The sequence below is a fragment of the Blautia sp. MB18-30 genome (assembly GCF_023669475.1).
Classification (GTDB): domain Bacteria; phylum Bacillota; class Clostridia; order Lachnospirales; family Lachnospiraceae; genus Blautia_A; species Blautia_A fusiformis.
In genome coordinates, this window is record NZ_JAMOYY010000001.1 from 77,928 (window position 1) to 101,032 (window position 23,105).

Below are 23,105 nucleotides of genomic sequence, written 5' to 3' on the forward strand. Positions count from 1 at the left end.
GGAATATTCACTCCTGAACACACTCTTTGCTATAGTTTACGATTTTATTACAGCTTTGTCAATTGATTTCTCCCTGTACTTTATGAATATCCTGTAAGCAGATATCCTGCTCCGTACAGGATTTTTCTAACATTATAATTTTCCCAGATATACCTATCTTATTCTCTTCTTATGCTGATCCTGTATTTCCCGTTTTACGCCTTCATTACGAAAGTTCTGATTTATTCCCCACCAAGTAAGCCTCCTGTTTTAATGACAAATATCTCCTTGAATCTGTCCCCTCTTTTTTTTCTATAATTGTGTCTTTATTCATGTACACTCATGTTGTAAAGTATACCCAACCAAAAATATATGAAAAGAGGACATCCATACATCGATGTTTTCGGGAAAGGATCTATCACTATGGAAAAAGCAGTTCAGACATCTCAGAGAACTGACCAGGAGCTTTCATCTGTTCAGTTTCTCACCATTACAGCCGCATTTGTTGCACTGACTTATATCTTCACCGCATTTATTAATGTTAAGCTTCCGATCGCAGCCAACGGCGGACTGATCCACCTTGGAAATGTACCGTTATTCATCGGTGCCATTTTATTCGGAAAGAAAACCGGAGCCATTGCCGGTGGGATCGGAATGGGGCTCTTTGACCTTCTCTCCGGCTGGACCCTGTGGGCACCATTTACTCTTATTATTGTAGGGATCATGGGCTTCACAGTAGGTAAGCTCACAGAGGATCCCCGGCACCAGAACATGAAATGGTATGTGATCGCCATTGCCGCAGCCTGCGTGATCAAGGTTGCAGGATACTACATTGCAGAGGTTATCATCTACGGAAATCCACTGGCACCGGTATCTTCCATCCCGGGAAACCTGGTCCAGATCGGTGTTGCAGCTGTCATCGTTCTCGTAGTGATCACACCATTAAACCTTGCAGCAAGAAAAACCGGATTAAAAAAATAGCTGTAACAGCTGCCGTAATTTGCGGAAATAATATAAAGATCAAGAGGTGAGCTTATGTATAAGATCATGACACCGGGACCTACACAGGTCGCAGAAAATGTCCGTCTGGCAAGAAGCATGGAATGCACAAATCCGGATCTGGACGAAGATTTTGTCGAATTTTATAAAGAAACCTGCGAGAAGATCAGCACTCTTCTCCATACCTCCAACGAAACCCTCATCTTAAGCGGTGAGGGTATCCTTGGACTGGAGGCTGCCATTGCTTCCATGACTGAGCCCGGAGATAAGGTTCTTGTTCTGGACAATGGTATCTACGGAAAAGGCTTTGCCGATTTTGTTTCCATGTACGGAGGCAGACCGGAGCTTTATACCAGAGATTATCAGAACACTCTCGATGTAAAGGAACTGGAAGCCTTCCTTGCGGATAACCATAACTACAAATATGCAACCGTAGTACACGGCGATACTCCAAGTGGCATGCTCAACGATGTATCTGCCATCTGCCCGCTTCTAAAAAAATACGGGATCCTTACTGTTGTAGATTCTGTCTCCGCTTCCTTCGGCGAGCCTCTGAACATTGATGCATGCCAGATCGATATCATGTGCGGCGGATCGCAGAAGGTGGTATCTGCACCTCCGGGACTTACCTTTGTTGTAGTCAGCAGCGATGCAAAGAAGGCAATGACTGAAAGAAAGACACCCATTGCTTCTTTCTACGCAAATCTCACAACCTTCGCACATTATTATGAAGAAAAATGGTTTCCATATACCATGCCGATCAGCGATATCTATGGCCTGCGGGCTGCTATTGACAACATTGCCGATGATCCCGGGATCCTTACACGCCATGCCAAAATCGCCGCAGCCTCCCGAAAGGCCATTACAGGAGCCGGACTTAAGCTGTATCTCCACAGCGGCTATTCCAACACGGTAACTGTTTTTGAAGTCCCGAAAGGCACCACTGCTGCTGCGATCCTGGACGGAGTCAGAAAAGACTATAACATCATGCTGGCAGGCTCCTTCGATGTCCTTGCCGGAAAGGTTATCCGCATCGGTCACATGGGAAATAATGCAGCTTTCTACAATGTACGTGAAGTTTTCCATGCTCTGGACGGAACCCTGCAGAAGCTTGGCGTTCCTCTTACCGGATCCATGGAAGAAATCTTCTGCGAAAATATGAAATAGACAAAAAAACGCTGTAAAAGAAAATTTATCACTGCTGTTTCTCCATTTTGCCGGTATAGCCGGTAAGATGAAGAGACAGCTCACATTTCCATTTACAGCGTTTTGTAATGTTATTTATTCTGTTATTTCATACATATACAATTCATGCAACGCCCTGGTTGCCGCAATATATCTGGCTCTCTGCACGATCGGACTTCTGTCAGTCCCCGGAAATACAGAAAATACCTGATCAAATTCCAGTCCCTTTGCCATATAAAACGTGGTAACAGTAAGACCTTTTTTGAAATTTGTGCTGTCCCTGTGAAGCAGTGACAGCCTTTCCTTTGTGTCAAAGCCCTCTGCTTCCAGTTTTTTCTGAAGAATATAATATGCCTCTCTCGCTTCATCTGCAGTTCTGGTGATCACCGCTGCTGTCTCGTAAGAAAGCTCCTCCCCGGTCTCAGTCCCATCTGTCTCCGAAGCCGCATTTTCCGGCATGTCTTCGTCGGCTTCCGCCACTGTCTGCTTCTCCAGTCTCAGTTCCTTTACCACACGCTCCAGTGCCTCGGTAAGCCCCGTAAATTCTTTCTCTTCCACCGGTTTTCCATGGCGTTCAAAAAGCTCCACCTCTGTGATCCCCGCAAGCTTATTCGCATAGGAAGCAATCTCAATGGTATTACGATAGCTCTTATTCATCACGATCCTTCTGATATCCTTGCCAAAGATCTTCGGAAGGAATGTAAGCACATCCTGCTGGTCCCCATCCATGGTCTGCTCCCGATCTCCCAGGATCGTCATTTTGCATTTAAAAAGCCTCTGGATGATGAGATACTGGATCATGGAATAATCCTGCATCTCATCCACGATCAGATGGCGGACACCGCTGTCTTCCTGCTGGGTCTCCAGACGGTATTTCAGATACAGAACCGGATACACATCCTCATAACGAAGCTTTCTTTTTTCGTACTGTACCTGTGGAAGCGCCGGAAATCCCTCCTGCCTCAGGAAACGATTGTATAACACATAAAGATCTCTTGTCTCATACATCCGGTAAAAACGACTCTTCACAGCATCCCTTTCTTCCTCCGGAAGGTCAAAGCCCTTCAGCGTTTCCACCTCATCAATGAAATACTCTGCCACTGCATCCATTCTGGAAAGCAGCGGGATATCCATGAATTTAAAATAAAACAGTTCAATAATTTCCTGTTCTTTTTTTACTACGCCACGATGTTCTATATCCCGGAAATTCATAAGACTGTCTTCCAGTTCTGCCAGATACCCTTCCATACGGTCCAGAAAATCCCGGGACTGTTTTTCCTTCAGAAGCTCCTCATCACATAAGCCTGAGATCTGCCGCTCGATCAGATCATAACGATCCTCGCAGTCAGACACTGTATTTTTCAGTCTCTTATAGGCAAAAAGATCAAAGCTCATCTCCCGGATGTTCTCCTCACCAAGCTCCGGCAGGATATGGGAAATATAATCCGAAAATACTCCGTTGGGCGAAAGTACCAGCACAGAAGAGGATTTCAGATTCTTTCTGTCATGATAAAGGAGATATGCGATCCTGTGCAGGGCAATGGAAGTCTTTCCGCTTCCTGCAGCCCCCTGGATCACCATGATCCTGTCCGAGGTGTTTCGGATAATAGCATTCTGCTCCTTCTGAATGGTTCGGATAATGTTTTTCAGCTGTACATCTCCGTTGCTTCCAAGCTCTGCCTTCAGGATCTCATCATCAATTTTCACATCGCTCTCGAACTCGTAGATCATTTTTCCGCCACGGATCTTATACTGCCACTTTGCCGCAATATCTCCATGGATATCACCCAATGGGGCCTGATAGGAGGCCGGTCCTTTGTCAAAATCATAGAACAATCCGGACACCGGTGCCCTCCAGTCATAGATCAGAGGCAGACCACCATTTTCCTCCGCAAGGTTTGCGATACCTATATAAAAGATCTCCGGCTCATCATCACCCTCATAGCAGAAATCCACTCTGCCAAAGAATGGTGAATCCATCATCTTACGGAATCTGCGGCGCAGCTCGATCTTTTCATTGCTGGCATTGATCTCATGGAGAAGTGCCTGCTGGTTATCAAAATTTTCGTAGCCATACTGGTCCATTTCTGTGTAGTTTTCCCAGTAATACTCGTGCATTCCTTCGATTTCTTTCTGACCGGCCTCTATGGAATCATCCAGCTGTGTGATCCGGTGCTTTAATGTCTCTGTTACATGTAAAAGGTATTCACGTCCGTTTTCTGCTGCCATACGCCTTAATCCACCACTACCGCTGTTCCGCTTGCTGTAACCATCAGCATGCCATTATCCGCGCCAAGCACTTCGTAATCAATATCCACACCGATCACTGCATTAGCTCCCATTACACCTGCGCGCTGCTCCAGCTCTGCCAAGGCATCTTCTCTGGCTTTCTGAAGTTCTTCCTCATAACAGGCACTTCTGCCGCCAAAGAAATTCCGAAGACCCGCGCCAAGATCTTTCATAAAATTTACTCCTGAGATCACCTCTCCAAATACGATTCCTTTATATTCACGGATTGCTCTTCCCTCTACCGATGGTGTTGTCGTTATGATCATGGTAAAATCCTCCCGTTTCTGTCATTTTTCATGGACACTCCAGGATTATTTCCGAAAACATGCTCCGGAGTGTTTATTACAGAATTATACCCGAAAGCGGAACAGATGTATAGAGTAAAAAAGCGAAGCGGACATTCGAAATCCGCTTCGCACCTTTTAAATAATAACGATTGATCTCAGTCTCACGCCTGAGCCTCTTTTTTCTCGAACTGACTGTTATACAGATCCGCATAGAAGCCCTTCCGTGCCAGCAGCTCTTCATGCTTTCCCTGCTCAATGATATCTCCGTCCTTCATGACAAGAATCAGATCTGCATCCTTAATAGTAGAAAGTCTGTGGGCGATAACAAAGCTGGTTCTGCCCTTCATCAGGTTATCCATAGCCTTCTGGATCTGCATTTCTGTTCTTGTATCAACGGAAGATGTGGCCTCATCCAGGATCAGGATCTTATTGTCTGCCAGGATCGCTCTTGCAATGGTAAGCAGCTGCTTCTGCCCCTGGGAAACATTACTGGTTTCCTCATCCAGGACCATCTGATAGCCGCCGGGCTGCTGCATGATAAAGTTGTGGATATGAGCCGCTTTTGCTGCCGCGATCACCTCTTCATCCGTTGCGTCCAGTCTTCCGTAGCGGATATTTTCCATAATGGTTCCGGAAAACAGCCAGGTGTCCTGCAGCACCATTCCAAACATCTCACGGAGATTGCTACGGTTGAAGTTCCGGATATCATGTCCGTCAACCTTGATGCTTCCGCCATTTACATCATAAAAACGCATCAGCAGCTTTACGATCGTCGTTTTTCCTGCACCTGTAGGTCCTACAATGGCGATCTTCTGACCGTCATGCACATCTGCGGAAAAATCATTTACAATGATCTTATCCGGATTATAACCGAATCTCACATGCTCAAACTGTACATTTCCTTCCAGTCCCTCAATGGAATCCGGGTTCTCCGGCTGAAGCTCTTCCTCCGGCTCCTCAAGAAATTCAAATACCCGCTCAGAAGCTGCCGCCGAAGACTGCAGAAGGTTTGTAACCTGGGCGATCTGCTGGATCGGCTGTGTAAAGTTACGAATATACTGGAAGAAGGACTGGATATCTCCAACCTCGATAGTTCCTTTGATGGCAAAAAGCCCTCCGAGAAGTGCCACCATCACATATCCCAGATTTCCCACAAACTGCATGATCGGCATCATCATCCCGGAAAAGAACTGTGACTTCCATGCAGACTCATAAAGCTTCTGGTTGTCATGCTCAAATTCCTTCAGCGCATCCTGCTCTTTGTTGAATACTCTTACCACATCATGGCCGCCGAAATTTTCCTCAACCTGACCATTTACTTTTCCCAGGTACTCCTGCTGTGCCTGGAAATATTTCTGGGAGTGTTTCATTACTTTATTAATGATAAGCATGGAAACCGGCAGGATCAGCACTGCTGCCAGTGTCATCCACACGTTGATGGAAAGCATCATGATAAATACACCGATCAGTGTTGTTACGGATGTGATCAGCTGTGTCATGCTCTGGTTGATGCTCATCTGCAGGGTATCCACATCATTTGTTACCCTGGAAAGGATCTCACCGTTTGTTCTGCTCTCGAAATAATTCATTGGCAGACGGTTGATCTTCTTTGAAATATCCTTTCGGAGATTGTATGTAACATCATTGGAGATCCCCGTCATGACAAATCCCTGGATCAGGGAAAAGCATGCACTTGCCACATACAGTCCCAAAGTCCACAGAAGGATCATTCCGATCTTACTGAAATCAATACCGCCTGTACCGTTTACCTTGGCAACCAGACCATTGAACAGCTCTGTGGTAGCTTTTCCAAGGATCTTCGGGCCTGCAATATTAAACGCTGTACCTGCCACTGCAAAGATAAACATCAGGATAAAACGGAATTTATATCTGCCCATATAGCCAAAGAGCTTTTTCATGGAGCCTTTGAAGTCCTTGGCCTTCTCTGTTGGCTGCATTCCGTGTCCGCCCATCGGGCCTCTTCTTCTCTGCTGACTCATGCCAATTCCTCCTCTGATAACTGACTCATGGCAATCTGGCGATATACCTCGCAGGACTTCATCAGCTCCTTATGGCTTCCGATCCCTGCCATATGTCCATCGTCCAGTACAAGGATCTTATCTGCATTTAAGATCGTACTGATACGCTGTGCCACGATAATGGTTGTTGCTTCTTTTGTATGTTCTTTCAGCGCTTTTCGAAGTGTGCTGTCTGTTTTGAAATCCAGTGCGGAAAAGCTGTCATCAAAGATAAAGATCTCCGGATCTTTTGCGATAGCTCTGGCAATGGAAAGCCTCTGCTTCTGTCCACCGGAAACATTGCTTCCTCCCTGTGCGATCGGAGTCTTATATCGCTCCGGCTTGGTGTCGATAAACTCCGTAGCCTGTGCAACCCCTGCTGCTTTTTTCACTGCATCCTCCGAAATCTCTGTCTTTCCGTAACGGATATTGGAATCAATGGTTCCTGAGAAAAGTATACCCTTCTGCGGAACGTAACCGATCCTATCACGGACATCCTTCTGTGTCATTTTCCGGACATCCACGCCATCCACTTTCACAGATCCTTCTGTTGCATCATAGAAACGCGGGATCAGATTGATCAGTGTACTCTTACCGCTTCCTGTACTTCCGATGATCGCTACTGTCTCACCTTTTTCTGCCTTGAAGGAAATATCTGTGATAACATTCTCTCCTGCCTCCGGATATGCGAAGCTTACATGATCAAATTCTACAGTCCCCTTCACATCCTGGGAAGGCTGTACCGGATCCTCCGGATCCTGGACACTGACTTCTGTCTCAAGCACCTCGTTGATACGGCGTGCAGATACATTTGCTCTCGGCAGCATGATAGACATTGCTGTGATCATCAAAAATGACATGATGATCTGCATTGCATACTGGATAAATGCCATAACATCACCAACCTGCATGCTTCCGCTGTCTACCGCATAAGAACCGCTGTAGATGGTCAGTACGGAAACTGCGTTCATGATCAGCATCATCACCGGCATCATAAATGTCATACAACGGTTTACAAAGAGGTTTGTCTTCATCAGAGTGATATTTGCATCCTCAAAACGCTCCTCCTCATGTTTTTCACGGCTGAATGCACGGATAACCGGAATACCGGTAAGGATTTCTCTTGTTACCAGGTTCAGCTTATCTACCATGGTCTGCAAAGCTGTAAATTTCGGCATTGCAATCCTGAACAGCATTGCCATAAATGCCATGATCAGTACAATGGCCACCCCAAGGATCCATGTCATGGAGGAATCTCTCTGAAGCACGCGGATCACACCACCGATTCCAAGGATTGGCGCGTAAAGCACGATACGGAACATCATAGCCATTACCTGCTGGATCTGCTGGATATCGTTCGTGCATCGTGTGATCAGGGATGCTGTTGAAAACTTATGGTACTCTCTGCTGGAAAAACCTATGACTTTGTTATAAACCAGTCCACGGAGATCATGTCCCATAGATGCAGCAACTCTGGATGAAAGAAATACCACACATACTGCAGCCATCATGGTGACCAGTGCCATCAGCACCATGCGGATACCTGTTGCTTTCATGTAATCCATCTGTATGGCATCCACATCTTCACCCATGGCTTCATATTCTGCACGAACATAGGAAACACCTGCCTGTGTGATGATGGATTCCTGCATCTTGTCGATCTTTTCTCCGACCTGGTCCTTCATAGCAGCCAAAGCCTCTGCCGGCATCTGAGAAAGAGCCGCCAGTGGATCCGTCCCTTCCGGGATTCCCATTTTTGCAAGAGCTGCCTTTGATTCTTCACTGTCGGACATCAGAGTAGAAACGATCACCATCGGTTTGCCGAAGATATCGTTGAGTTCTTCTCTGTCTTCTTTGGAGATTTTATCCTTTAATACCAGATCATCTCCCTCTTCCTCATAAAATCCATCCACAGTTTTCGCATCATCCTCTTCCATAAACAGCTTCAGACTGTCCATAGACGTCTTTCTGATCTTCTCAGGAACACTGTCTTCAATACCGTTCTGCTGAATTCCCACATTAATGATATTTGATGTGTAATTCGGCAGAGACAGATCACAGTATGCCTGAAGAAAAAGAAGCGCAATGATGAGTACGATGTAACCTGCAGATCGTTTCAGATATTTCATCAGTTTAATCACGTTTCTGTTCCTTCCTTTCTGTCATTTCATCCGGATGAAGCTTTTCTATGGCTTCCTCCGGCTGGATCTTTTCGATATTTACAAGGATCTGCTCCAGAAATCTCCGAAGCAGGCACTGTTCCGCCTCACTGAAGCCTTCCATCATCACAGCCTCATTTTTATGGATCCGTTCCAGTGCTTTTGCCTTGATTTCCTTTCCCTTTTCTGTCATGTAGATCCTGGTCACACGCTGGTCCTTTTCATCCGGTTTCTTATAAAGAAAGCCTGCTTTCTCCAGTCTCTGTATCGATACATTTACCGTAGGCGGCTTGATATGCAGGATCTTTGCAATTTCCCGCTGACTCAGGCCATCCCTTCCGGACACAAGCCCCAGAACCGGTATCTGTCCCGGATAAATCCCAAGCTCCTGCATCTGACCAAAGCATTTCGTCATAAAATAACGGTCTACCTTCATAAACAGAGATAAAAAGCTGCTCTGCCTTTCTTTCTCATCTTCCTCCTTACAAAACACGCTGTCACTCCTCTCTCATCCGATCAGACACCTGCTCTTTGTTAATGATATACGAAGCAGTGATCTTCTTTTTTAATTAGTCGGCTAACTATATATAATATACATCTGCACAAAAAATGCAACTGGTTTTTGTGAATTTTACACTTTTTTAAGATTTACAGCTTCTTTAATTTCCACCTGAAATCTATTAATTAATTTGTCAAGCTAATTTATTTTCTGCTGTTTTTCCTATTTTTTTCGCAAAAAAAAATACCCGCTTCGTTTTTTTATTCGAAACGGGTACTTCTTTCTGTTCCTGATTTTCTTATACAAACTGATTCACAGCCGGATCATAAGCATAATCGATCATGTCAAGCTTATCCTCCAGTTCTTTCCGGTTAAGTCCTCTGTCCTCACAGAAGGCATCCAGGGATCTGTAAAAATCCCGCAGCTGTGTATTTACGTAACTTAAAAGCATTACCGGGTCCTTTGGTATCATAATCTGTTTCCATCCTTTTATCTGATATTTATCCAATATCCCAGATGCTGCTGGATAGCTGTCTGATCTGAAATATCAGATTTACTATCTTACCAATTCTATTTTTTGTCAAGAGCCAGTAAAAAAATTTTTCAGGATTTTTTATTTCTTCAGTATCTGATAAAAATATTCCATTCCTTGTCCCCAAAAAAGAACTGCCTGGTTCCGATTTTCATCCTGAAATGGATTTCTATCAGAACCGACAGTTCTTTTCCTTGTCAATCTATCATAACTTTATGGAGTTATTTTTTACTTCGTGCTGACGGTAAACGCTCCGTCCTTCACATCCAGCACAATGGTATCTCCGGCATGTACATCACCGGAAAGGATCTTCTTGGCTGTCAGTGTCTCCACATAATTCTGGAGATAACGCTTCAGAGGACGTGCGCCGTAAACCGGATCATAACCGTTATCCACTACCATCTGTTTGGCAGCATCTGTAAGCTCCAGAGAAAGCTCCTGGTCAGCCAGACGGTCGCTGAGCTCTTTGACCATAAGATCTACGATCTTACCTACATTATCCTTGGTCAGCGGCTTGAACATGATGATCTCATCCAGACGGTTCAGAAATTCCGGACGGAAATGACCACGAAGATCATTCATAACCTGTTCCTGTGCCTCCGGTTTGATATCTCCCTTCTCGTCGATACCGTCAAGAAGGTACGGAGAACCAATGTTGGAAGTCATGATCAGGATCGTATTCTTAAAATCAACCGTACGTCCCTGTGAATCCGTGATACGTCCATCGTCCAGTACCTGCAGAAGTACATTGAATACATCCGGGTGAGCCTTCTCGATCTCATCAAAAAGAACAACACTGTACGGTTTTCTTCGAACGGCCTCTGTCAGCTGTCCGCCTTCCTCATATCCGACATATCCTGGAGGCGCTCCGATCAGACGGGACACGGAATATTTCTCCATGTACTCACTCATATCGATACGGACCATATTCTGCTCATCGTCAAACAGTGTGGCAGCCAGAGTCTTGGCAAGCTCTGTTTTACCAACACCGGTTGGTCCAAGGAACAAGAAGGAACCGATCGGCTTTGTGGGGTCCTTGATTCCGGCTTTGGAACGAAGGATCGCATCTGTTACAAGACGAACACCCTCATCCTGTCCTACTACACGTTTGTGCAACTCATCCTCAAGGCCCAGCAGCTTGGTTCTCTCACCTTCTGTCAGCTTGGTTACCGGAATACCGGTCCATCTGGAAATGATACGAGCAATCTCATCATCTGTGACAGCCTCATGTACCAGGCTTCTGTCACTCTCCTTAACCTGCTTCTCCTCAACCTCCAGCTGCTGCTGAAGCTTCGGCAGCTCGCCATACTGCAGCTCTGCTGCTTTCTCCAGATCGTAATTCTGTTTTGCTTTCTGGATCTGTTTATTGATATCCTCGATCTGCTCACGTAATTTCTGAAGCTTCTCTACGGAATGCTTCTCATTATCCCACTGAGCTTTCTGGGTATTAAAAGTATCTCTCAGCTCTGCAAGTTCTTTCTGCAGATCAGCCAGACGCTCTTTACTTAAGTTGTCAGTTTCTTTTTTCAGGGCAGACTCTTCAATCTCCAGCTGCATGATCTTACGTCTCTGCTCATCCAGCTCTGTCGGCATGGAATCCAGCTCCGTCTTGATCAGCGCACAGGCTTCATCAACAAGGTCGATGGCCTTATCCGGGAGAAAACGGTCTGTAATGTATCTGTGTGAAAGTGTGGCAGCTGCAACCAATGCACTGTCTGTGATCTTAACACCGTGGAATACCTCATATCTTTCTTTCAGGCCACGGAGAATGGAAATGGTATCTTCCACTGTCGGCTCATTTACCATAACCGGCTGGAAACGACGGGCAAGTGCAGCATCCTTCTCAATGTACTGTCGGTACTCATCCAGAGTTGTTGCACCGATACAGTGCAGCTCACCTCTGGCAAGCATAGGCTTCAGCATGTTTCCTGCGTCCATGGCGCCGTCTGTCTTACCTGCACCCACGATCAGATGAAGCTCATCGATAAACAGAATGATCTGTCCTTCGCTCTTCTTCACTTCCTCAAGTACCGCTTTCAGACGTTCCTCAAACTCGCCACGATACTTGGCACCTGCAACCAGCGCACCCATATCCAGGGCAAAAATCTTCTTATTCTTAAGACCTTCCGGTACATCTCCTGCCACAATACGCTGTGCCAGTCCCTCGATGGCTGCTGTTTTACCAACGCCAGGCTCACCGATGAGAACCGGGTTGTTCTTGGTCTTACGGGAAAGGATACGGATAATATTCCGGATCTCCATATCACGGCCGATCACCGGATCAAGCTTCTGGTTCTTCGCCTTCTCCACAAGATCCTCACCATATTTATTCAGGGTATCATAGGTTGCCTCCGGGTTGTCACTGACAACTCTCTGGTTTCCTCTGACTGTAGATAATGCCTGAAGAAAACGCTCTCTGGTGATTCCGAATTCATTGAATAGCTTCTTCATGCTCGGGCTTGGATTCTTCAGCATGGAAAGGAACAGATGCTCAACCGATACATACTCATCTCCCATAGCCTTCGCTTCGTCCTCTGCACTGACCAGTGCCTTGTTCAGATACTGACCAAATCGAAGCTCTCCACCGGAAACCTTAACTCTGGCATCCAGTGCCTTCTTAACTGTGTCAATAAAATATTCCTTCTGGATTTCCATCTTCTCGATCAGCTTGAGGATCAGGCTGTCCTCCTGTGTCAGCAAGGCATACAGAAGGTGTTCCTCTTCGATCTCCTGATTGCCATATTCATAAGCAATCTTTTCAAGATCCTGGACAGCCTGTACGGATTTCTGTGTAAATTTACTGATATTCATAGGCTTTCCTCCTATTCTATGAAAAGCATTTCCAATATTCGCATACTGGAAATGCTGTGCTTTTTTCTTGTTCTAGGAGAACTATAACACCGTTTGTTAGCACTGTCAAGAGGTGAGTGCTAATATTTTGAGATTTTTTTTGCAAACCTTGATTTTACGAGGTTTGCAACACTTTTTCTTCCTTATAATCATCACTTTTTCTTGATTTGACACCATTTTGACACCAATTTTTTTATTTTTGGTGTCAACTAATTGCTACGCTTTCCAGCCTTGTGATTTCACTCTCAATTCTGGACATCTCACTTACATGGTTATATACGTCCATTGTTACATCTATGTGGGCGTGTCCCATAATATATTGAAGAACTTTTATGTCTATCCTCTTTTCTGCCATTCTGGTACAAGCCGTATATCGCATAATGTGAGCGGATACCGTTGGTAACAATTCAGCATTTCTATGTTCAGTCTTTGCAATTTGAACTTCTTTTTTGTTATATGCGTCTACAATATTATATAAGATATTGTTTATTGCACTAGGCATGAGCGGTCTGCCGGACTTTGCCATGAAAATGAATCCTTTATAACCGTCTATCTCAACATCTTTTCCTTTTTGAAGCATAAAGTTTAATTTCTTTTGTTCTTCAAATGCTCTTTGTACATCTGATGTCATAGGGATATTTCGGATTCCAGAATCCGTCTTTGGCGTGGAAATATGGAATTTATAGCCATCTCCTAAATCTTTATAAATCAACTGATGGTCAATACTTACCGCTTTTGTTCTGACATCTACATCTTCCCAAGTCAATCCAATCAGTTCTCCGCACCTTACACCAGTTCCTAACATGATTCTGAGCATTGGATAGTAGGTGTTGTATACTTGATTATTTTTCACAAATTCCAGCATTTTTTCCTGTTGTAAAACTGTTAAGGCAATACGTTCTTCTGCCTGTCTACCATAATCACTGATAGAAAACTTTGCCGGATTCTTGCGGATAATATCATCATCAACAGCCATTTCCAGTGCCGGATAAATCATATTGTTAATAAATTTTATTGTAGAATATGCGTATCCCGCTTTAGAAAGTTTTGAGTAAAACGATTTGATGTGTGATGGTAAAATCTGAACAACCTTGATGTTTCCAATTTCGTCTTTGACACGATTCTCCCATGTTTTCAGATAATTTGCTCTAGTAGATTCTTTCAGCTCCCCAGTGGACATATATCTTTCAAACAATTTATTAAGAGTAAGTTTTTTGATTGCTCCATCAGTTAAAATGTTATCTTCCAAGTCTTTTGCAATCTGCTTTTCCTTTTCCCTTAATTCCGGTAAATCCTTTGCATATACTGTCAGACGTTTTCCGCTTCTTATATCTGTATAACGGTAACTGTATCTACCATCTTTACGCCAGCTTTCGCCCTCTCTTAATTTTCTTCCTTTATGGTCTTTTCTGCTATTTGCCATGAGAAACATTCCTTTCTGTAATAGCCCCCTTTTTTGTTCTCATGACGTGGTTATGTCTATAAATATTATACCATATATCACAAGAAACATAAACGAAAAAGGGTGTTATTCTTCCAGATATGAGAGGTAATTTTTGACTTTTTCTACCGAATAAAGAACCCTACGTCCAATCACAATTTTTGCTCCTGCCTGTTCTCCAATCTTTCTTGCAGTAGCATGACCACAAGATAACATTGCAGATAATTTATCTATATTTACCGTTATCGGCTGTGAAGTTGGTCTTTCTTTTGTTTTGTTCATCTGTCAGTCCTCCTTTTACCGACCTGTATTATCGTCATTTTCTGCACACCAGTAAAAGTATCACTCTCCTTTACCATGTGCTTTTTATAAGCAGTCAGACGGCTTCGGCAAGCTCCGCTGGTATCTCAACCATTCCCATTCCTGTGGGCTGAACCGTGTCATACGGGTGTATCATTATCCTGTGTTGCAGGTCATGGCAGAACGACTTTTCCAACGGTCGCTCCCAGATCATTGCATGAATCGCTATCTCCCGATTTGAAAAGTCACGGCGTACAATCTCTGACGGCTCACTGCAAGCACAAACGTATCTGACTACTTTATTCACTTGTCAAAGAACTGTTAGGCTCTTGTCAGCCTGTATCAATTCATTTTTACAAATGGACTGATACAGAATGATAAGAAAAAGCGGAACAGGAAAGAGGGGAGTTTGTTAAATCATGCTCCGCTCAAATATTACTTAATGTTCGTCTATTTCAAATTCACATATCATTTTCAAAAGGGCTTCTCTGATACGTCCCTTTAATTCCATATCAACCACAATGTATACGTTGCCGTATTCATCGTAGAATGGGCGTAAACAGCATTTTGATATGTACGCTTCATAGAACAGCAACAGCTTCTCTATGGCGTTTTCGTTACCGTCTACGGCTGATGATATGAGGTAGAAAGATGGAAGTGTATGTTGCTTATTCTTCATCTTGTTTTTTCTCCTTTAATTGTTTTCTGATTTCTTCAAGTGAATTTCTTCTGTGCCTGTATGATGTACTTCGGTTGATGTTCAGCTTTTCGCCTATCTCCGAATCACTCATATCCAAGAAGAAAAACATCAATACAATGTTCCGGCTCTGCTCCGGCAACTGTTTCAGTGCTTCTGCAAGTTCTTCATCAAGTACACGGATTTCTATACCGCACACATCGAACGTTGTATATTCACTTTCGTAATCGTCCCATACAATCAATTTTTCAACAACAATCTCTGGAAGCTCACAAAAGGATACTTCCTTTGCCTGTCGTCTGGCTAATTCCTTGCGGTAATTACGGACAATTCCTTTCACAACTTTTTTGAGCTTACAGTCGAACTGACACTGTATCGTCTTTTGGAAGTCTGACGGTTTCACAATCACACCCCCTTTCCGCTATGAAGTGAAAAGTATGTATCCCTCTTTCCGCACCATATCTGTACAGCAGGGTGTGATTTGTTGCAGAATCAAAAAAATTCTTTATGTTATAAAAAAGACAAAATGCGTCTGCTCGCAGAACGCAAGTAAACGCATAGGAAATAAAAAAGCCAGTATATTGAATTGTCAGTTCGTATTTATAGTCGAAATTACCCGGAGAGGGAGCTACGCTTTTTTTAATTGATGTAACTCATGTACACTATGAATAACCAAAACAGACACGGTAAATCAACCTCCAATCGGCTACCGTGTCCCTGCAAGTCGTCATAGGTTTGTGTAAACGCAAAGAAACGGCGGCTCTGAAAATCAAAGTCGCCGTTTCATACGCGCATGAAAATATGTCTGCTCCACGACGGCTTTTTTTCTTTTGCCGTCGTCCGGCAGATTGCATTTTTATTCTTTACTTATATGCTATATGTTAATTTTGTGGATTTCATAAAGATTTGAAAAATAATGAGCGATACCGCAGTACCGCTCACCAAATTTCTAATATGGAATTTTGATAATAACCTGTGCGCCGCCAGTCTTTTTAGAATTGCTTAAAACAAGCTGCCCGCCATGTTGCTTGATAATGCTGCTTGTGATATAAAGTCCCATACCAAAGTGCATATTAGAAGTACGGCTTTTGTCGCCCATGAAAAACTGTTCCTGTGCATGATGTAGGGCCTCCGGTGTGAAGCCGCCTCCCTCGTCCGTTATAGATATATGTAAAAAGCAGTCCGTTTTTTGCACCGTTACATAAATTGTCCCCTGTGGTGGAGAATAGTCTAACGCATTGCTTATCACATTCATAATTGCCCGTTCCAACAGCAGCTTATCCGCCTTGAGTGTGCCCAGGTTAGCCCCCGTTTCCAGTTGCAGACAAATTCCTTTGGTAAGGCATAAAGAGCTTGCCTGCGCTTTAATCTGGCCCATGTAATCAGCTATATCAAATTTCTCCAAATGAAGCTGATACCCGGCGATTGTCCGGGAAATGTCAATTAACGCTTTAATATAAATGCCTATCTGTTCGGAGCTTTCAGTAATGTAACCCGCATATAGACGTTGTTCGTCGTCAAGCTCCGTTTCATTTATCAAATCAATATTTCCTTGAATGACGGTCAAAGGTGTTTTCAAATCGTGAGCGAGTGCTGCAATCTGTTCTCTCTGTAACTGTTCCGCGTTCCATTGCTTCTCTAAAGATATTTTCAGATTATCTTTCATATTTGCAAAAGAACAAAGTACGTCCTCAAATTCTTTGATTTTTGAATGTTCCACTTCAAAATCAAGATTTTGTTCTGCTACCTGCCTTGTCGCTTCAAAAAGCGGAGAGAGCTGCGTCCGCATATTTTTTGCAAACTTCGCTGTCAATATCACGCATACTGCAATACAGTTGATTGCTATAAAAATATAAAGCAGAATTTCCGGTGAGGGCAAATGCTCATAAAGCCATTCATTTGTAAACTGTGAACCTATGTAATATTGCAGCACTACATATTCATTTTTGCGGGTCACAAACAAATACTGTTTGTTGAGGTTTGAATTTATCTTCCCGGATATTGCGTATTCCATAGCCCGGTCCAAATCGTCGCCCTCTAAGGTCGTTTCCGTCACTTGATAGTTTTTATCCAGCACCAAATATTTACAGCCCATAGGAAGCTGCACATCTGCCAAATCCGGCGTTGCGGCAATAACAGGAGCAAGATCTTTTGTGCAGCGTTCTGAATAATCCGCATAGGTAATAAGCCCTGTACTGGTTCCAGCTAAAATAAGACTAAATGGTATTGCCACCGCACCTATTAGTCCAATCAACAGCATACATAAGAATTTCCAAAAAGACGCTTTCAGTGATGTTGTTTTTTTCATTCCCATTTATACCCAATCCCCCAGACTGTCGCTATCGGCTGAATATCCAGTTTGTTCAATTTTGACCGGATATTCTTGATATGAGTAGAAATCGTAGAATTATCACTGTCGCCCTCTAAGCTGAAAACAGCTTCGTAAATCTGTTCTTTTGAAAATACCTGTCCTTTATTCCTTGCAAGATATTCACAAATCAGATATTCGCTTTTCGTTAAGGCAACAGGCGTGTTATCTACCCGTAATTCTTTTGCAGATAAATCAATTTTTATGCGGTCAAAGGTAATTGCGGTATGTCGTTCCCTACGTTCACGCCGTAAGTGGGCGTTTACTCTCGCCCGCAATTCTGCAATACGAAATGGTTTTGTCAGATAGTCGTCTGCTCCCAGACCAAGCCCAAATGTGATGTCATGCTCCATTGTCTTTGCTGTCAGAAAAAGAATAGGACAGTCTACAAGGGAACGAATTTTATCACAATAGGAAAAGCCGTCTACATCTGGCATCATAATATCCAGTATAATCAAGTCATATCTGTTCAGCTTATCAAGCGGTACCTGCGCGGCAGAGGTATAAGCGGTCACGAAATGCCCATCCTTTCGCAGCCCGTTTTTGACAAGCTCTAAAATAGCCCGTTCATCATCAATCATAAGGATCGCCGCCATATTGTTGCCTCCTTTCGTTGTCCTTTTTAGTATAGCACAAGCTCCAAGGGCAGGAAAGTTGTCATTGTCGCTTTGCAATATAGTAGTTATCATTTACATTGACCGCAACCGCTTCCGCTTTATCGGTTCCGTAAATCTCATAGACATCTGTGTAAAACCAAGACTCTCGCCCCTGTCCGCCATTTTTCCCGTACCAGTCAATCTTGCTTAAATCTTCTTTTGACAAAGGGATTTTCGTTTCTGTATCGAATGTAACACTTTCAGCGAGAATATCAATGTAGCTGCCTAATTCATCATCTGATACCATATCAGACGTTACTTGATAAACCGTCCCGCCCCAAAGAAGCTGTGTCGCATTTTCTGGATTGACTTCAAAGCTGTCATTTATAGATTCTTCTGTTTTCTTAAAATCAAAAACAGTATCGCTATCTTTGACATTTTCACTGATAACAGCTTTATGATACCCTCCGTTTACATCTACAATAAGATAATCGTCTGCGTTAGGAGCCGCATATACATTGAGAAAAGGAATAATGTAAGCGGCTTCTGGTGCTTTCTCCGCCAAATCCGCTAAGGATTGAAAAGTTGCCGATTCAACATTTTCTTGCAGCAATATTTTTCCGTTCTCGTCTATGGCGGCAAGCTGCCGGATATATCCAATCCATTCTCCAAGCCCGCCATTTGATACGGTATCTGCCAAAATGGTGTAATTGTTACCTTTATAGGAAAAACGTGTTACATTTTCCGTATTCAAATAGCATTGTTCCTTGCCACTGGAATATTCTTCGATTCTGTCCTGTAAAGTACAGCCTGCAAGAGAAAAGCATAAAACAAAAGCAAACAGAAAGACGATAACCATTTTTCTATTTTTATTCATAATTTTTCCGTCCTTCCCAATGAGAAAACCACAATAAGGTCAGCAACAAGCCACCTGTCGTTAATGCTGCAATCCATATTTTTTCCGTTCCATAGTTGAAAATTTGTCGGCTCAAAATATCCTGTACCCAATTCATAGACCATGCAAAGGGGATATACCGGGCTAGACCTTTCAGCTCAATATTGCTATATAAGATACATTGCAGACTTTCAAACACGCCCCAAAACAGGGATAACCCTAATCCAAATTTGAAGCTAAGGAACAGGTGCAAGATGTATATTATAAAATTACAAAAGGCCATCCCGGCGGCGGCTCCAATGAGCATTCCGAGCTGCACTGTATCAGCCATTCCCAAAAGATGTATGCCAATCACAAATAACAGGAACAGAAAGAACAATGCAAATACCCCCGAACCATAAAGATAAGTTAATTTTGCAAGCATATTTTTGTGTCTGTTTGGTACAGCAAGCAGCGTTTGGAAGTGTGAAGCCTTTTCTTCCAGTGCAACGTTCAGACCAACAATAACGCTTATCAACAACGGAAAAAACGTTGTAGTAATTTCCAATATCATTTTGAGCTTTTTACTGTCTGCGGTGCTGGCATACAGGGAATAGTAAGCAAGAAATAACAATGCCCCCATAACGGGTACACAAAAATGAATAGCCCAAAACGATGTATGCTTCGTTTTTTCCTGTTCAGAACGAAGCGCATAAATAAAACCCATTTCTGTCTACCTCCCTTTGGAAAAATCCTTTGCGTCGGCATAGGATAAAATAAGAAACAAGAGTATTGACAACAAAATGGAAATCATAATGGCTATAGAAAATCCACAATTCCCCGCATAAGTTCCGTTCATTTCAATTCCCATAAGTGGCTCTGCCAGTTTTGCTGCCCAACAATACGGTACAAACCACCATGCTATTGTATTTCCTAATGCGGTAGCAGTAGATAGGACAATCCCAAGTATTGTATTTAACACAATCGGCACAAACATTCCCGTTTTGCGTGCTAAGTACAGACACAAAGGGATTTGCCAGACAGACGCAAGGATAATTCCGATACTTCCTGTAATGCTGTGTAAAAGAGAATATACTGCCGTTACCGGAGCAATGATATTACTGATAGAAATAAGCAATGCTAAAAATATCGCTGAAACAAGCAGTTTTTCGACTAAGATAATGCACTTAGCAAATTCAAATCTCGAAAGGTTTACAGGCATAGAAAATACCGAATAGTATTTTCCGGCGTTTTCTTCTTTTCCGTGTGACAAAGAACACAAAATTGCGATTGCTCCCGGAAGCAAGAACGCATACCACCAGTAAAGCGTCATGTACTGATACCCCATATATCCACCCATAATCCATGCAAAAATAGCCGTAATTAGCGGAACAATGAAAATCAGTTTGTTCGATATTGTCCTCTTGAATTTCAAATGTTCTGATTTTAGATAGTCCATGCCTTAACCCTCCCTGTGATTGCTTTTTACAACGTCCATAAAAAGCTGTTCCAAATTTTCGTTTGCATTAAGTTTCCCCTCATAGCCTAAGACACCGCCCGCAATAATGCCGATGTGGTCAGCGGTCTGTTGTACCTCGGAGAGAATATGACTTGATAAAATAACGGTAATACCCTTTGCAGGAAAGGAACGGATAAGCTCTCTAAGTTCTTCAATCCCAATCGGGTCAAGCCCGTTGGTTGGTTCATCAAGTATGAGCAGCTTCGGGTTGTTTAGTAATGCAACTGCAATTCCAAGACGCTGTTTCATACCAAGAGAAAACTGTCCGGCTCTTTTCTTGCCTGTTTCCGTCAGCCGGACGATTTGCAGCACTTCGTCAATCCGCTTATCTGTCAGTCCTAAAATAGTAGTCCTTACTTTCAGATTTTCATAGGCGGTCAAATTTTCATAAAGCGGCGGCATTTCAATTAACGCTCCAATATGGTTTAAGTCGCTGCGTTTCCATGCGTGGCCGTCAAACTCAATACTCCCAGATGTGGGTCTCAAAATACCTGTTATCATTTTGAGTGTTGTAGATTTTCCGGCTCCATTTGGTCCTAACAATCCATAGACGGAATTTCTTTCAATGTTCAGCGATATGTTATTTACGGCTGTCTGCCCGTTGAACGATTTGCAGAGATTTGTTGTTTTCAAGATTATACTCATATTTTGTACTGTCCTTTCTTTTGATTATGCTAAAAGGATAGCTACAAATTTTGAAGATTTAATAAAGAAAATAGAATTTCCCTGAATACATAATGAGAAATATTGGGGTCAATGATAGGAAATATATAGACACATCCAAGAAGAGAGGGGAACAGTAAAATGTAACTGGGTGAATGAATATGGCAAAAAGACCAAGACATAAAATAGACTTTAGCCCTTATGGGGCAGCAATCAAAACAGCGAGGACAGGACAGAAAGAGTCCCGCAATAAGGTAGGTAACGAAATTATCTTTCTCCCCGTTATCTCGCTAATATCGAGAATAACGGGCAACATCCGAGCCTTCAAATCTTTTTTGAACTTATGCTTCGTTACAATATATCCGTAGACCAGTTTCTTTTAGATACGCCCACCGGAAAAGATACAAAGTGGCGGCAGCTTGACGCTCTCCTTGATGATATACATTTCTGGAAAAACTGCTTTTTCACATCTGCTCCAAACAGCATACCGTACCCCAATTCGCTGATACGCCCAAGTCCCACACGGAAATTGAAGTTATTGCAACTATATGTCGCCAAACGAATTCGAACGAGTGTATGAAAGAACGCACACTGAGGCTGAGCTTCTGGCAGGTTAAAATGGGGAGAAATTTCTCATTTTAACTTGTACTAAATCTTGACATAGGACCATAATATATCCCCAGATCCAGAAATATTGATTTTCTTGCATATCATCAATTTCTCTTTTTGCTTTACTTCAGGCTTTTTGAATTTCCAGCTCAGCACGTTTCTTTTCGTTACAGGCTTTGGATTCTGCCTGTTCCATCTTTTTCTCTGTTTCTTTTTGTTTCTTCTGTGCTTTGTCTACTGCCTCAACAGATGATTTATTTACCTGTATCTGTAATTTAGAGTTCTGGTCCCGAACGTCTTTTATTTCTTCTTCGAGCAGCTCTTGCTCGCTTCTGCTCTTCAAACCGTTTCTGTTCCTCAAAGCCACATAATGATAGGCACACTAGCAACTTCCAGTAAACTGAATAGCTCTCATTTCTTCTATAAAGGAATCTACACTGAAATAATATCCGTCATCTTCCTGCACCAGACAAAGTGCCTGATAACCTGATATCACAATATTCAACGCAATATCCTGATTGTCCACCAGAAAAATATAGGTCTGTGCTGTCCCTTCTGGATTGGTTTCCATATAATGCTTCAAAAACTTCCTGTTCAAACTTATCACTTCCTTTCAGGCAAAGAAAAAGACGCAAGCCATATTTCTATGACTCACGCCTTTCTCTGCACTTATTTACTTTACAATGCCTATTAGTTCCAATTCGCTACGCACTGCGTATCCTTTTAGAACTTACATTTATACATAAATCAATTCCTTGAGAATAATCTCTTCCGCAATCGCTTTGTGTTGATTAGCAGCTCTTACCCATGCCATTTAATCTGCTTTTTTATCCGGCAGTGGTTCTTTTTCTTCCAACTGTTTCAGAATCATTTCTTCCCGTTCTCTGGCTGCCTTGTCCACTTCCAGAAGATGCTTTCCAATCGTATCCTGCAGAAGCATCACCTGATACGTTGAATTTCGATGGTTCTTCAGATAATCTCTGCGAAGAAAACCATACTTGCCAAGTTGCTCCATCTGCTCACCGGATTTATAGGTGAGATTCGGGATCAGATATCCATTTACATTTGTATACGTTATATAAATAGGACATTCGCAATCCGCTTTCGCTACTTGCTCATGAACGCAGTTGCTTCGCTTCCTGCATTCATTTTATTAGCACTCTCCATTTCTCATCATTTTTTGACCACAAATTTACGACATTTACGACAAATCTGACACTGCTTTACAATACCAGACAAAA

General features: G+C 43.0%; 21 protein-coding genes and 2 pseudogenes. 3 read left to right on the plus strand and 20 right to left on the minus strand.

Annotated elements, in window-relative coordinates:
* The first annotated feature begins 402 nt into the window (after positions 1 to 402).
* Together NCY57_RS00345 and NCY57_RS00350 are read left to right on the plus strand one after the other, a co-directional pair.
* A complete protein-coding gene (locus NCY57_RS00345; RefSeq protein WP_059086010.1) occupies positions 403 to 960 on the plus strand; it encodes an ECF transporter S component in 558 nt (185 codons plus the stop codon).
* A gap of 54 nt (positions 961 to 1,014) precedes the next feature.
* Positions 1,015 to 2,145: a pyridoxal-phosphate-dependent aminotransferase family protein gene (locus tag NCY57_RS00350; protein ID WP_173733128.1), complete on the plus strand. Its 1,131-nt coding sequence runs from the start codon at positions 1,015 to 1,017 to the stop codon at positions 2,143 to 2,145.
* A gap of 114 nt (positions 2,146 to 2,259) precedes the next feature.
* Here the strand turns inward: NCY57_RS00350 and NCY57_RS00355 are convergent, their stop codons facing one another.
* The 17 genes from NCY57_RS00355 to NCY57_RS00435 form a co-directional block, all read right to left on the minus strand.
* Positions 2,260 to 4,392, minus strand: coding sequence for a HelD family protein (locus NCY57_RS00355; RefSeq protein WP_173733127.1), 2,133 nt, complete (start codon positions 4,390 to 4,392; stop codon positions 2,260 to 2,262).
* Positions 4,393 to 4,397: 5 nt separating this feature from the next.
* Positions 4,398 to 4,718 carry a putative heavy metal-binding protein gene (locus tag NCY57_RS00360; protein WP_173733126.1) on the minus strand — a complete coding sequence of 107 codons (321 nt, stop codon included), beginning with the start codon at positions 4,716 to 4,718 and terminating at the stop codon, positions 4,398 to 4,400.
* Positions 4,719 to 4,900: 182 nt separating this feature from the next.
* The gene (locus NCY57_RS00365; RefSeq protein WP_250789330.1) at positions 4,901 to 6,739 is read right to left on the minus strand and encodes an ABC transporter ATP-binding protein; all 1,839 of its coding nucleotides are present in this window, start codon (positions 6,737 to 6,739) and stop codon (positions 4,901 to 4,903) included.
* Complete coding sequence (locus NCY57_RS00370; RefSeq protein ID WP_118608394.1) at positions 6,736 to 8,898, minus strand: ABC transporter ATP-binding protein; 2,163 nt, start codon at positions 8,896 to 8,898, stop codon at positions 6,736 to 6,738. Before NCY57_RS00370 ends, NCY57_RS00365 begins: the two co-directional genes overlap by 4 nt.
* A complete protein-coding gene (locus NCY57_RS00375) occupies positions 8,891 to 9,409 on the minus strand; it encodes a MarR family winged helix-turn-helix transcriptional regulator (RefSeq protein ID WP_021651325.1) in 519 nt (172 codons plus the stop codon). The genes NCY57_RS00370 and NCY57_RS00375 overlap by 8 nt, the downstream gene beginning before the upstream one ends.
* Before the next feature lie 304 nt (positions 9,410 to 9,713).
* Positions 9,714 to 9,887, minus strand: a complete 174-nt coding sequence (locus NCY57_RS00380; protein ID WP_044961487.1) for a DUF4250 domain-containing protein — start codon at positions 9,885 to 9,887, stop codon at positions 9,714 to 9,716.
* A gap of 288 nt (positions 9,888 to 10,175) precedes the next feature.
* The gene (gene clpB / locus NCY57_RS00385) at positions 10,176 to 12,758 is read right to left on the minus strand and encodes an ATP-dependent chaperone ClpB (protein WP_250789331.1); all 2,583 of its coding nucleotides are present in this window, start codon (positions 12,756 to 12,758) and stop codon (positions 10,176 to 10,178) included.
* A 244-nt stretch (positions 12,759 to 13,002) separates the two neighbouring features.
* Positions 13,003 to 14,220 carry a tyrosine-type recombinase/integrase gene (locus NCY57_RS00390; protein WP_059086018.1) on the minus strand — a complete coding sequence of 406 codons (1,218 nt, stop codon included), beginning with the start codon at positions 14,218 to 14,220 and terminating at the stop codon, positions 13,003 to 13,005.
* 105 nt (positions 14,221 to 14,325) lie between these two features.
* Complete coding sequence (locus tag NCY57_RS00395) at positions 14,326 to 14,520, minus strand: hypothetical protein (protein WP_005423220.1); 195 nt, start codon at positions 14,518 to 14,520, stop codon at positions 14,326 to 14,328.
* Between the two features lie 457 nt (positions 14,521 to 14,977).
* On the minus strand, positions 14,978 to 15,217 hold the full coding sequence (locus NCY57_RS00400) for a helix-turn-helix domain-containing protein (protein WP_059086019.1): 240 nt from the start codon (positions 15,215 to 15,217) through the stop codon (positions 14,978 to 14,980).
* Positions 15,207 to 15,638 carry an RNA polymerase sigma factor gene (locus NCY57_RS00405; protein ID WP_059086020.1) on the minus strand — a complete coding sequence of 144 codons (432 nt, stop codon included), beginning with the start codon at positions 15,636 to 15,638 and terminating at the stop codon, positions 15,207 to 15,209. Before NCY57_RS00405 ends, NCY57_RS00400 begins: the two co-directional genes overlap by 11 nt.
* Positions 15,639 to 16,184: 546 nt before the next feature.
* Positions 16,185 to 17,549: a sensor histidine kinase gene (locus NCY57_RS00410; protein WP_059086021.1), complete on the minus strand. Its 1,365-nt coding sequence runs from the start codon at positions 17,547 to 17,549 to the stop codon at positions 16,185 to 16,187.
* Entirely contained in the window at positions 17,540 to 18,199 is a 660-nt protein-coding gene (locus NCY57_RS00415; RefSeq protein ID WP_059086022.1) for a response regulator transcription factor, read from the minus strand. Before NCY57_RS00415 ends, NCY57_RS00410 begins: the two co-directional genes overlap by 10 nt.
* 61 nt (positions 18,200 to 18,260) lie before the next feature.
* Positions 18,261 to 19,076 carry a NisI/SpaI family lantibiotic immunity lipoprotein gene (locus tag NCY57_RS00420; RefSeq protein WP_059086023.1) on the minus strand — a complete coding sequence of 272 codons (816 nt, stop codon included), beginning with the start codon at positions 19,074 to 19,076 and terminating at the stop codon, positions 18,261 to 18,263.
* Positions 19,069 to 19,800: a lantibiotic immunity ABC transporter MutG family permease subunit gene (locus NCY57_RS00425; RefSeq protein WP_059086024.1), complete on the minus strand. Its 732-nt coding sequence runs from the start codon at positions 19,798 to 19,800 to the stop codon at positions 19,069 to 19,071. The genes NCY57_RS00420 and NCY57_RS00425 overlap by 8 nt, the downstream gene beginning before the upstream one ends.
* Positions 19,801 to 19,806: 6 nt before the next feature.
* Positions 19,807 to 20,532 carry a lantibiotic immunity ABC transporter MutE/EpiE family permease subunit gene (locus tag NCY57_RS00430; RefSeq protein WP_059086025.1) on the minus strand — a complete coding sequence of 242 codons (726 nt, stop codon included), beginning with the start codon at positions 20,530 to 20,532 and terminating at the stop codon, positions 19,807 to 19,809.
* 3 nt (positions 20,533 to 20,535) lie between these two features.
* Positions 20,536 to 21,237, minus strand: a complete 702-nt coding sequence (locus tag NCY57_RS00435) for a lantibiotic protection ABC transporter ATP-binding protein (protein ID WP_026649306.1) — start codon at positions 21,235 to 21,237, stop codon at positions 20,536 to 20,538.
* Between the two features lie 179 nt (positions 21,238 to 21,416).
* Between NCY57_RS00435 and NCY57_RS00440 the strand changes: the two are divergent.
* Positions 21,417 to 21,691 (plus strand): annotated as a pseudogene (locus NCY57_RS00440) (helix-turn-helix domain-containing protein); the annotation flags it as partial.
* 300 nt (positions 21,692 to 21,991) lie between these two features.
* On the opposite strand, the gene NCY57_RS00450 reads toward NCY57_RS00440, so the two are convergent.
* The 3 genes and pseudogenes from NCY57_RS00450 to NCY57_RS00460 all read right to left on the minus strand — a co-directional run bounded on the left by NCY57_RS00450 (position 21,992) and on the right by NCY57_RS00460 (position 22,948).
* On the minus strand, positions 21,992 to 22,207 hold the full coding sequence (locus NCY57_RS00450; RefSeq protein WP_059086026.1) for a hypothetical protein: 216 nt from the start codon (positions 22,205 to 22,207) through the stop codon (positions 21,992 to 21,994).
* 39 nt (positions 22,208 to 22,246) lie between these two features.
* The gene (locus tag NCY57_RS00455; RefSeq protein ID WP_059086027.1) at positions 22,247 to 22,462 is read right to left on the minus strand and encodes a hypothetical protein; all 216 of its coding nucleotides are present in this window, start codon (positions 22,460 to 22,462) and stop codon (positions 22,247 to 22,249) included.
* A gap of 138 nt (positions 22,463 to 22,600) precedes the next feature.
* Positions 22,601 to 22,948 (minus strand): annotated as a pseudogene (locus NCY57_RS00460) (TnpV protein).
* Between the last annotated feature and the right edge of the window lie 157 nt (positions 22,949 to 23,105).

Excerpts from the sequence above, each read along its gene's own strand:
- NCY57_RS00420 (WP_059086023.1), bottom strand. The coding sequence starts at position 19,076 with ATGAATAAAAATAGAAAAATGGTTATCGTCTTTCTGTTTGCTTTTGTT.
- NCY57_RS00380 (WP_044961487.1), bottom strand. The coding sequence starts at position 9,887 with ATGATACCAAAGGACCCGGTAATGCTTTTAAGTTACGTAAATACACAG.
- NCY57_RS00395 (WP_005423220.1), bottom strand. The coding sequence starts at position 14,520 with ATGAACAAAACAAAAGAAAGACCAACTTCACAGCCGATAACGGTAAAT.
- NCY57_RS00360 (WP_173733126.1), bottom strand. The coding sequence starts at position 4,718 with ATGATCATAACGACAACACCATCGGTAGAGGGAAGAGCAATCCGTGAA.
- NCY57_RS00425 (WP_059086024.1), bottom strand. The coding sequence starts at position 19,800 with ATGGGTTTTATTTATGCGCTTCGTTCTGAACAGGAAAAAACGAAGCAT.
- NCY57_RS00350 (WP_173733128.1), top strand. The coding sequence starts at position 1,015 with ATGTATAAGATCATGACACCGGGACCTACACAGGTCGCAGAAAATGTC.
- NCY57_RS00415 (WP_059086022.1), bottom strand. The coding sequence starts at position 18,199 with ATGGCGGCGATCCTTATGATTGATGATGAACGGGCTATTTTAGAGCTT.
- NCY57_RS00365 (WP_250789330.1), bottom strand. The coding sequence starts at position 6,739 with ATGAGTCAGCAGAGAAGAAGAGGCCCGATGGGCGGACACGGAATGCAG.
- clpB (WP_250789331.1), bottom strand. The coding sequence starts at position 12,758 with ATGAATATCAGTAAATTTACACAGAAATCCGTACAGGCTGTCCAGGAT.
- NCY57_RS00430 (WP_059086025.1), bottom strand. The coding sequence starts at position 20,532 with ATGGACTATCTAAAATCAGAACATTTGAAATTCAAGAGGACAATATCG.
- NCY57_RS00345 (WP_059086010.1), top strand. The coding sequence starts at position 403 with ATGGAAAAAGCAGTTCAGACATCTCAGAGAACTGACCAGGAGCTTTCA.
- NCY57_RS00410 (WP_059086021.1), bottom strand. The coding sequence starts at position 17,549 with ATGGGAATGAAAAAAACAACATCACTGAAAGCGTCTTTTTGGAAATTC.
- NCY57_RS00400 (WP_059086019.1), bottom strand. The coding sequence starts at position 15,217 with ATGAAGAATAAGCAACATACACTTCCATCTTTCTACCTCATATCATCA.
- NCY57_RS00435 (WP_026649306.1), bottom strand. The coding sequence starts at position 21,237 with ATGAGTATAATCTTGAAAACAACAAATCTCTGCAAATCGTTCAACGGG.
- NCY57_RS00390 (WP_059086018.1), bottom strand. The coding sequence starts at position 14,220 with ATGGCAAATAGCAGAAAAGACCATAAAGGAAGAAAATTAAGAGAGGGC.
- NCY57_RS00355 (WP_173733127.1), bottom strand. The coding sequence starts at position 4,392 with ATGGCAGCAGAAAACGGACGTGAATACCTTTTACATGTAACAGAGACA.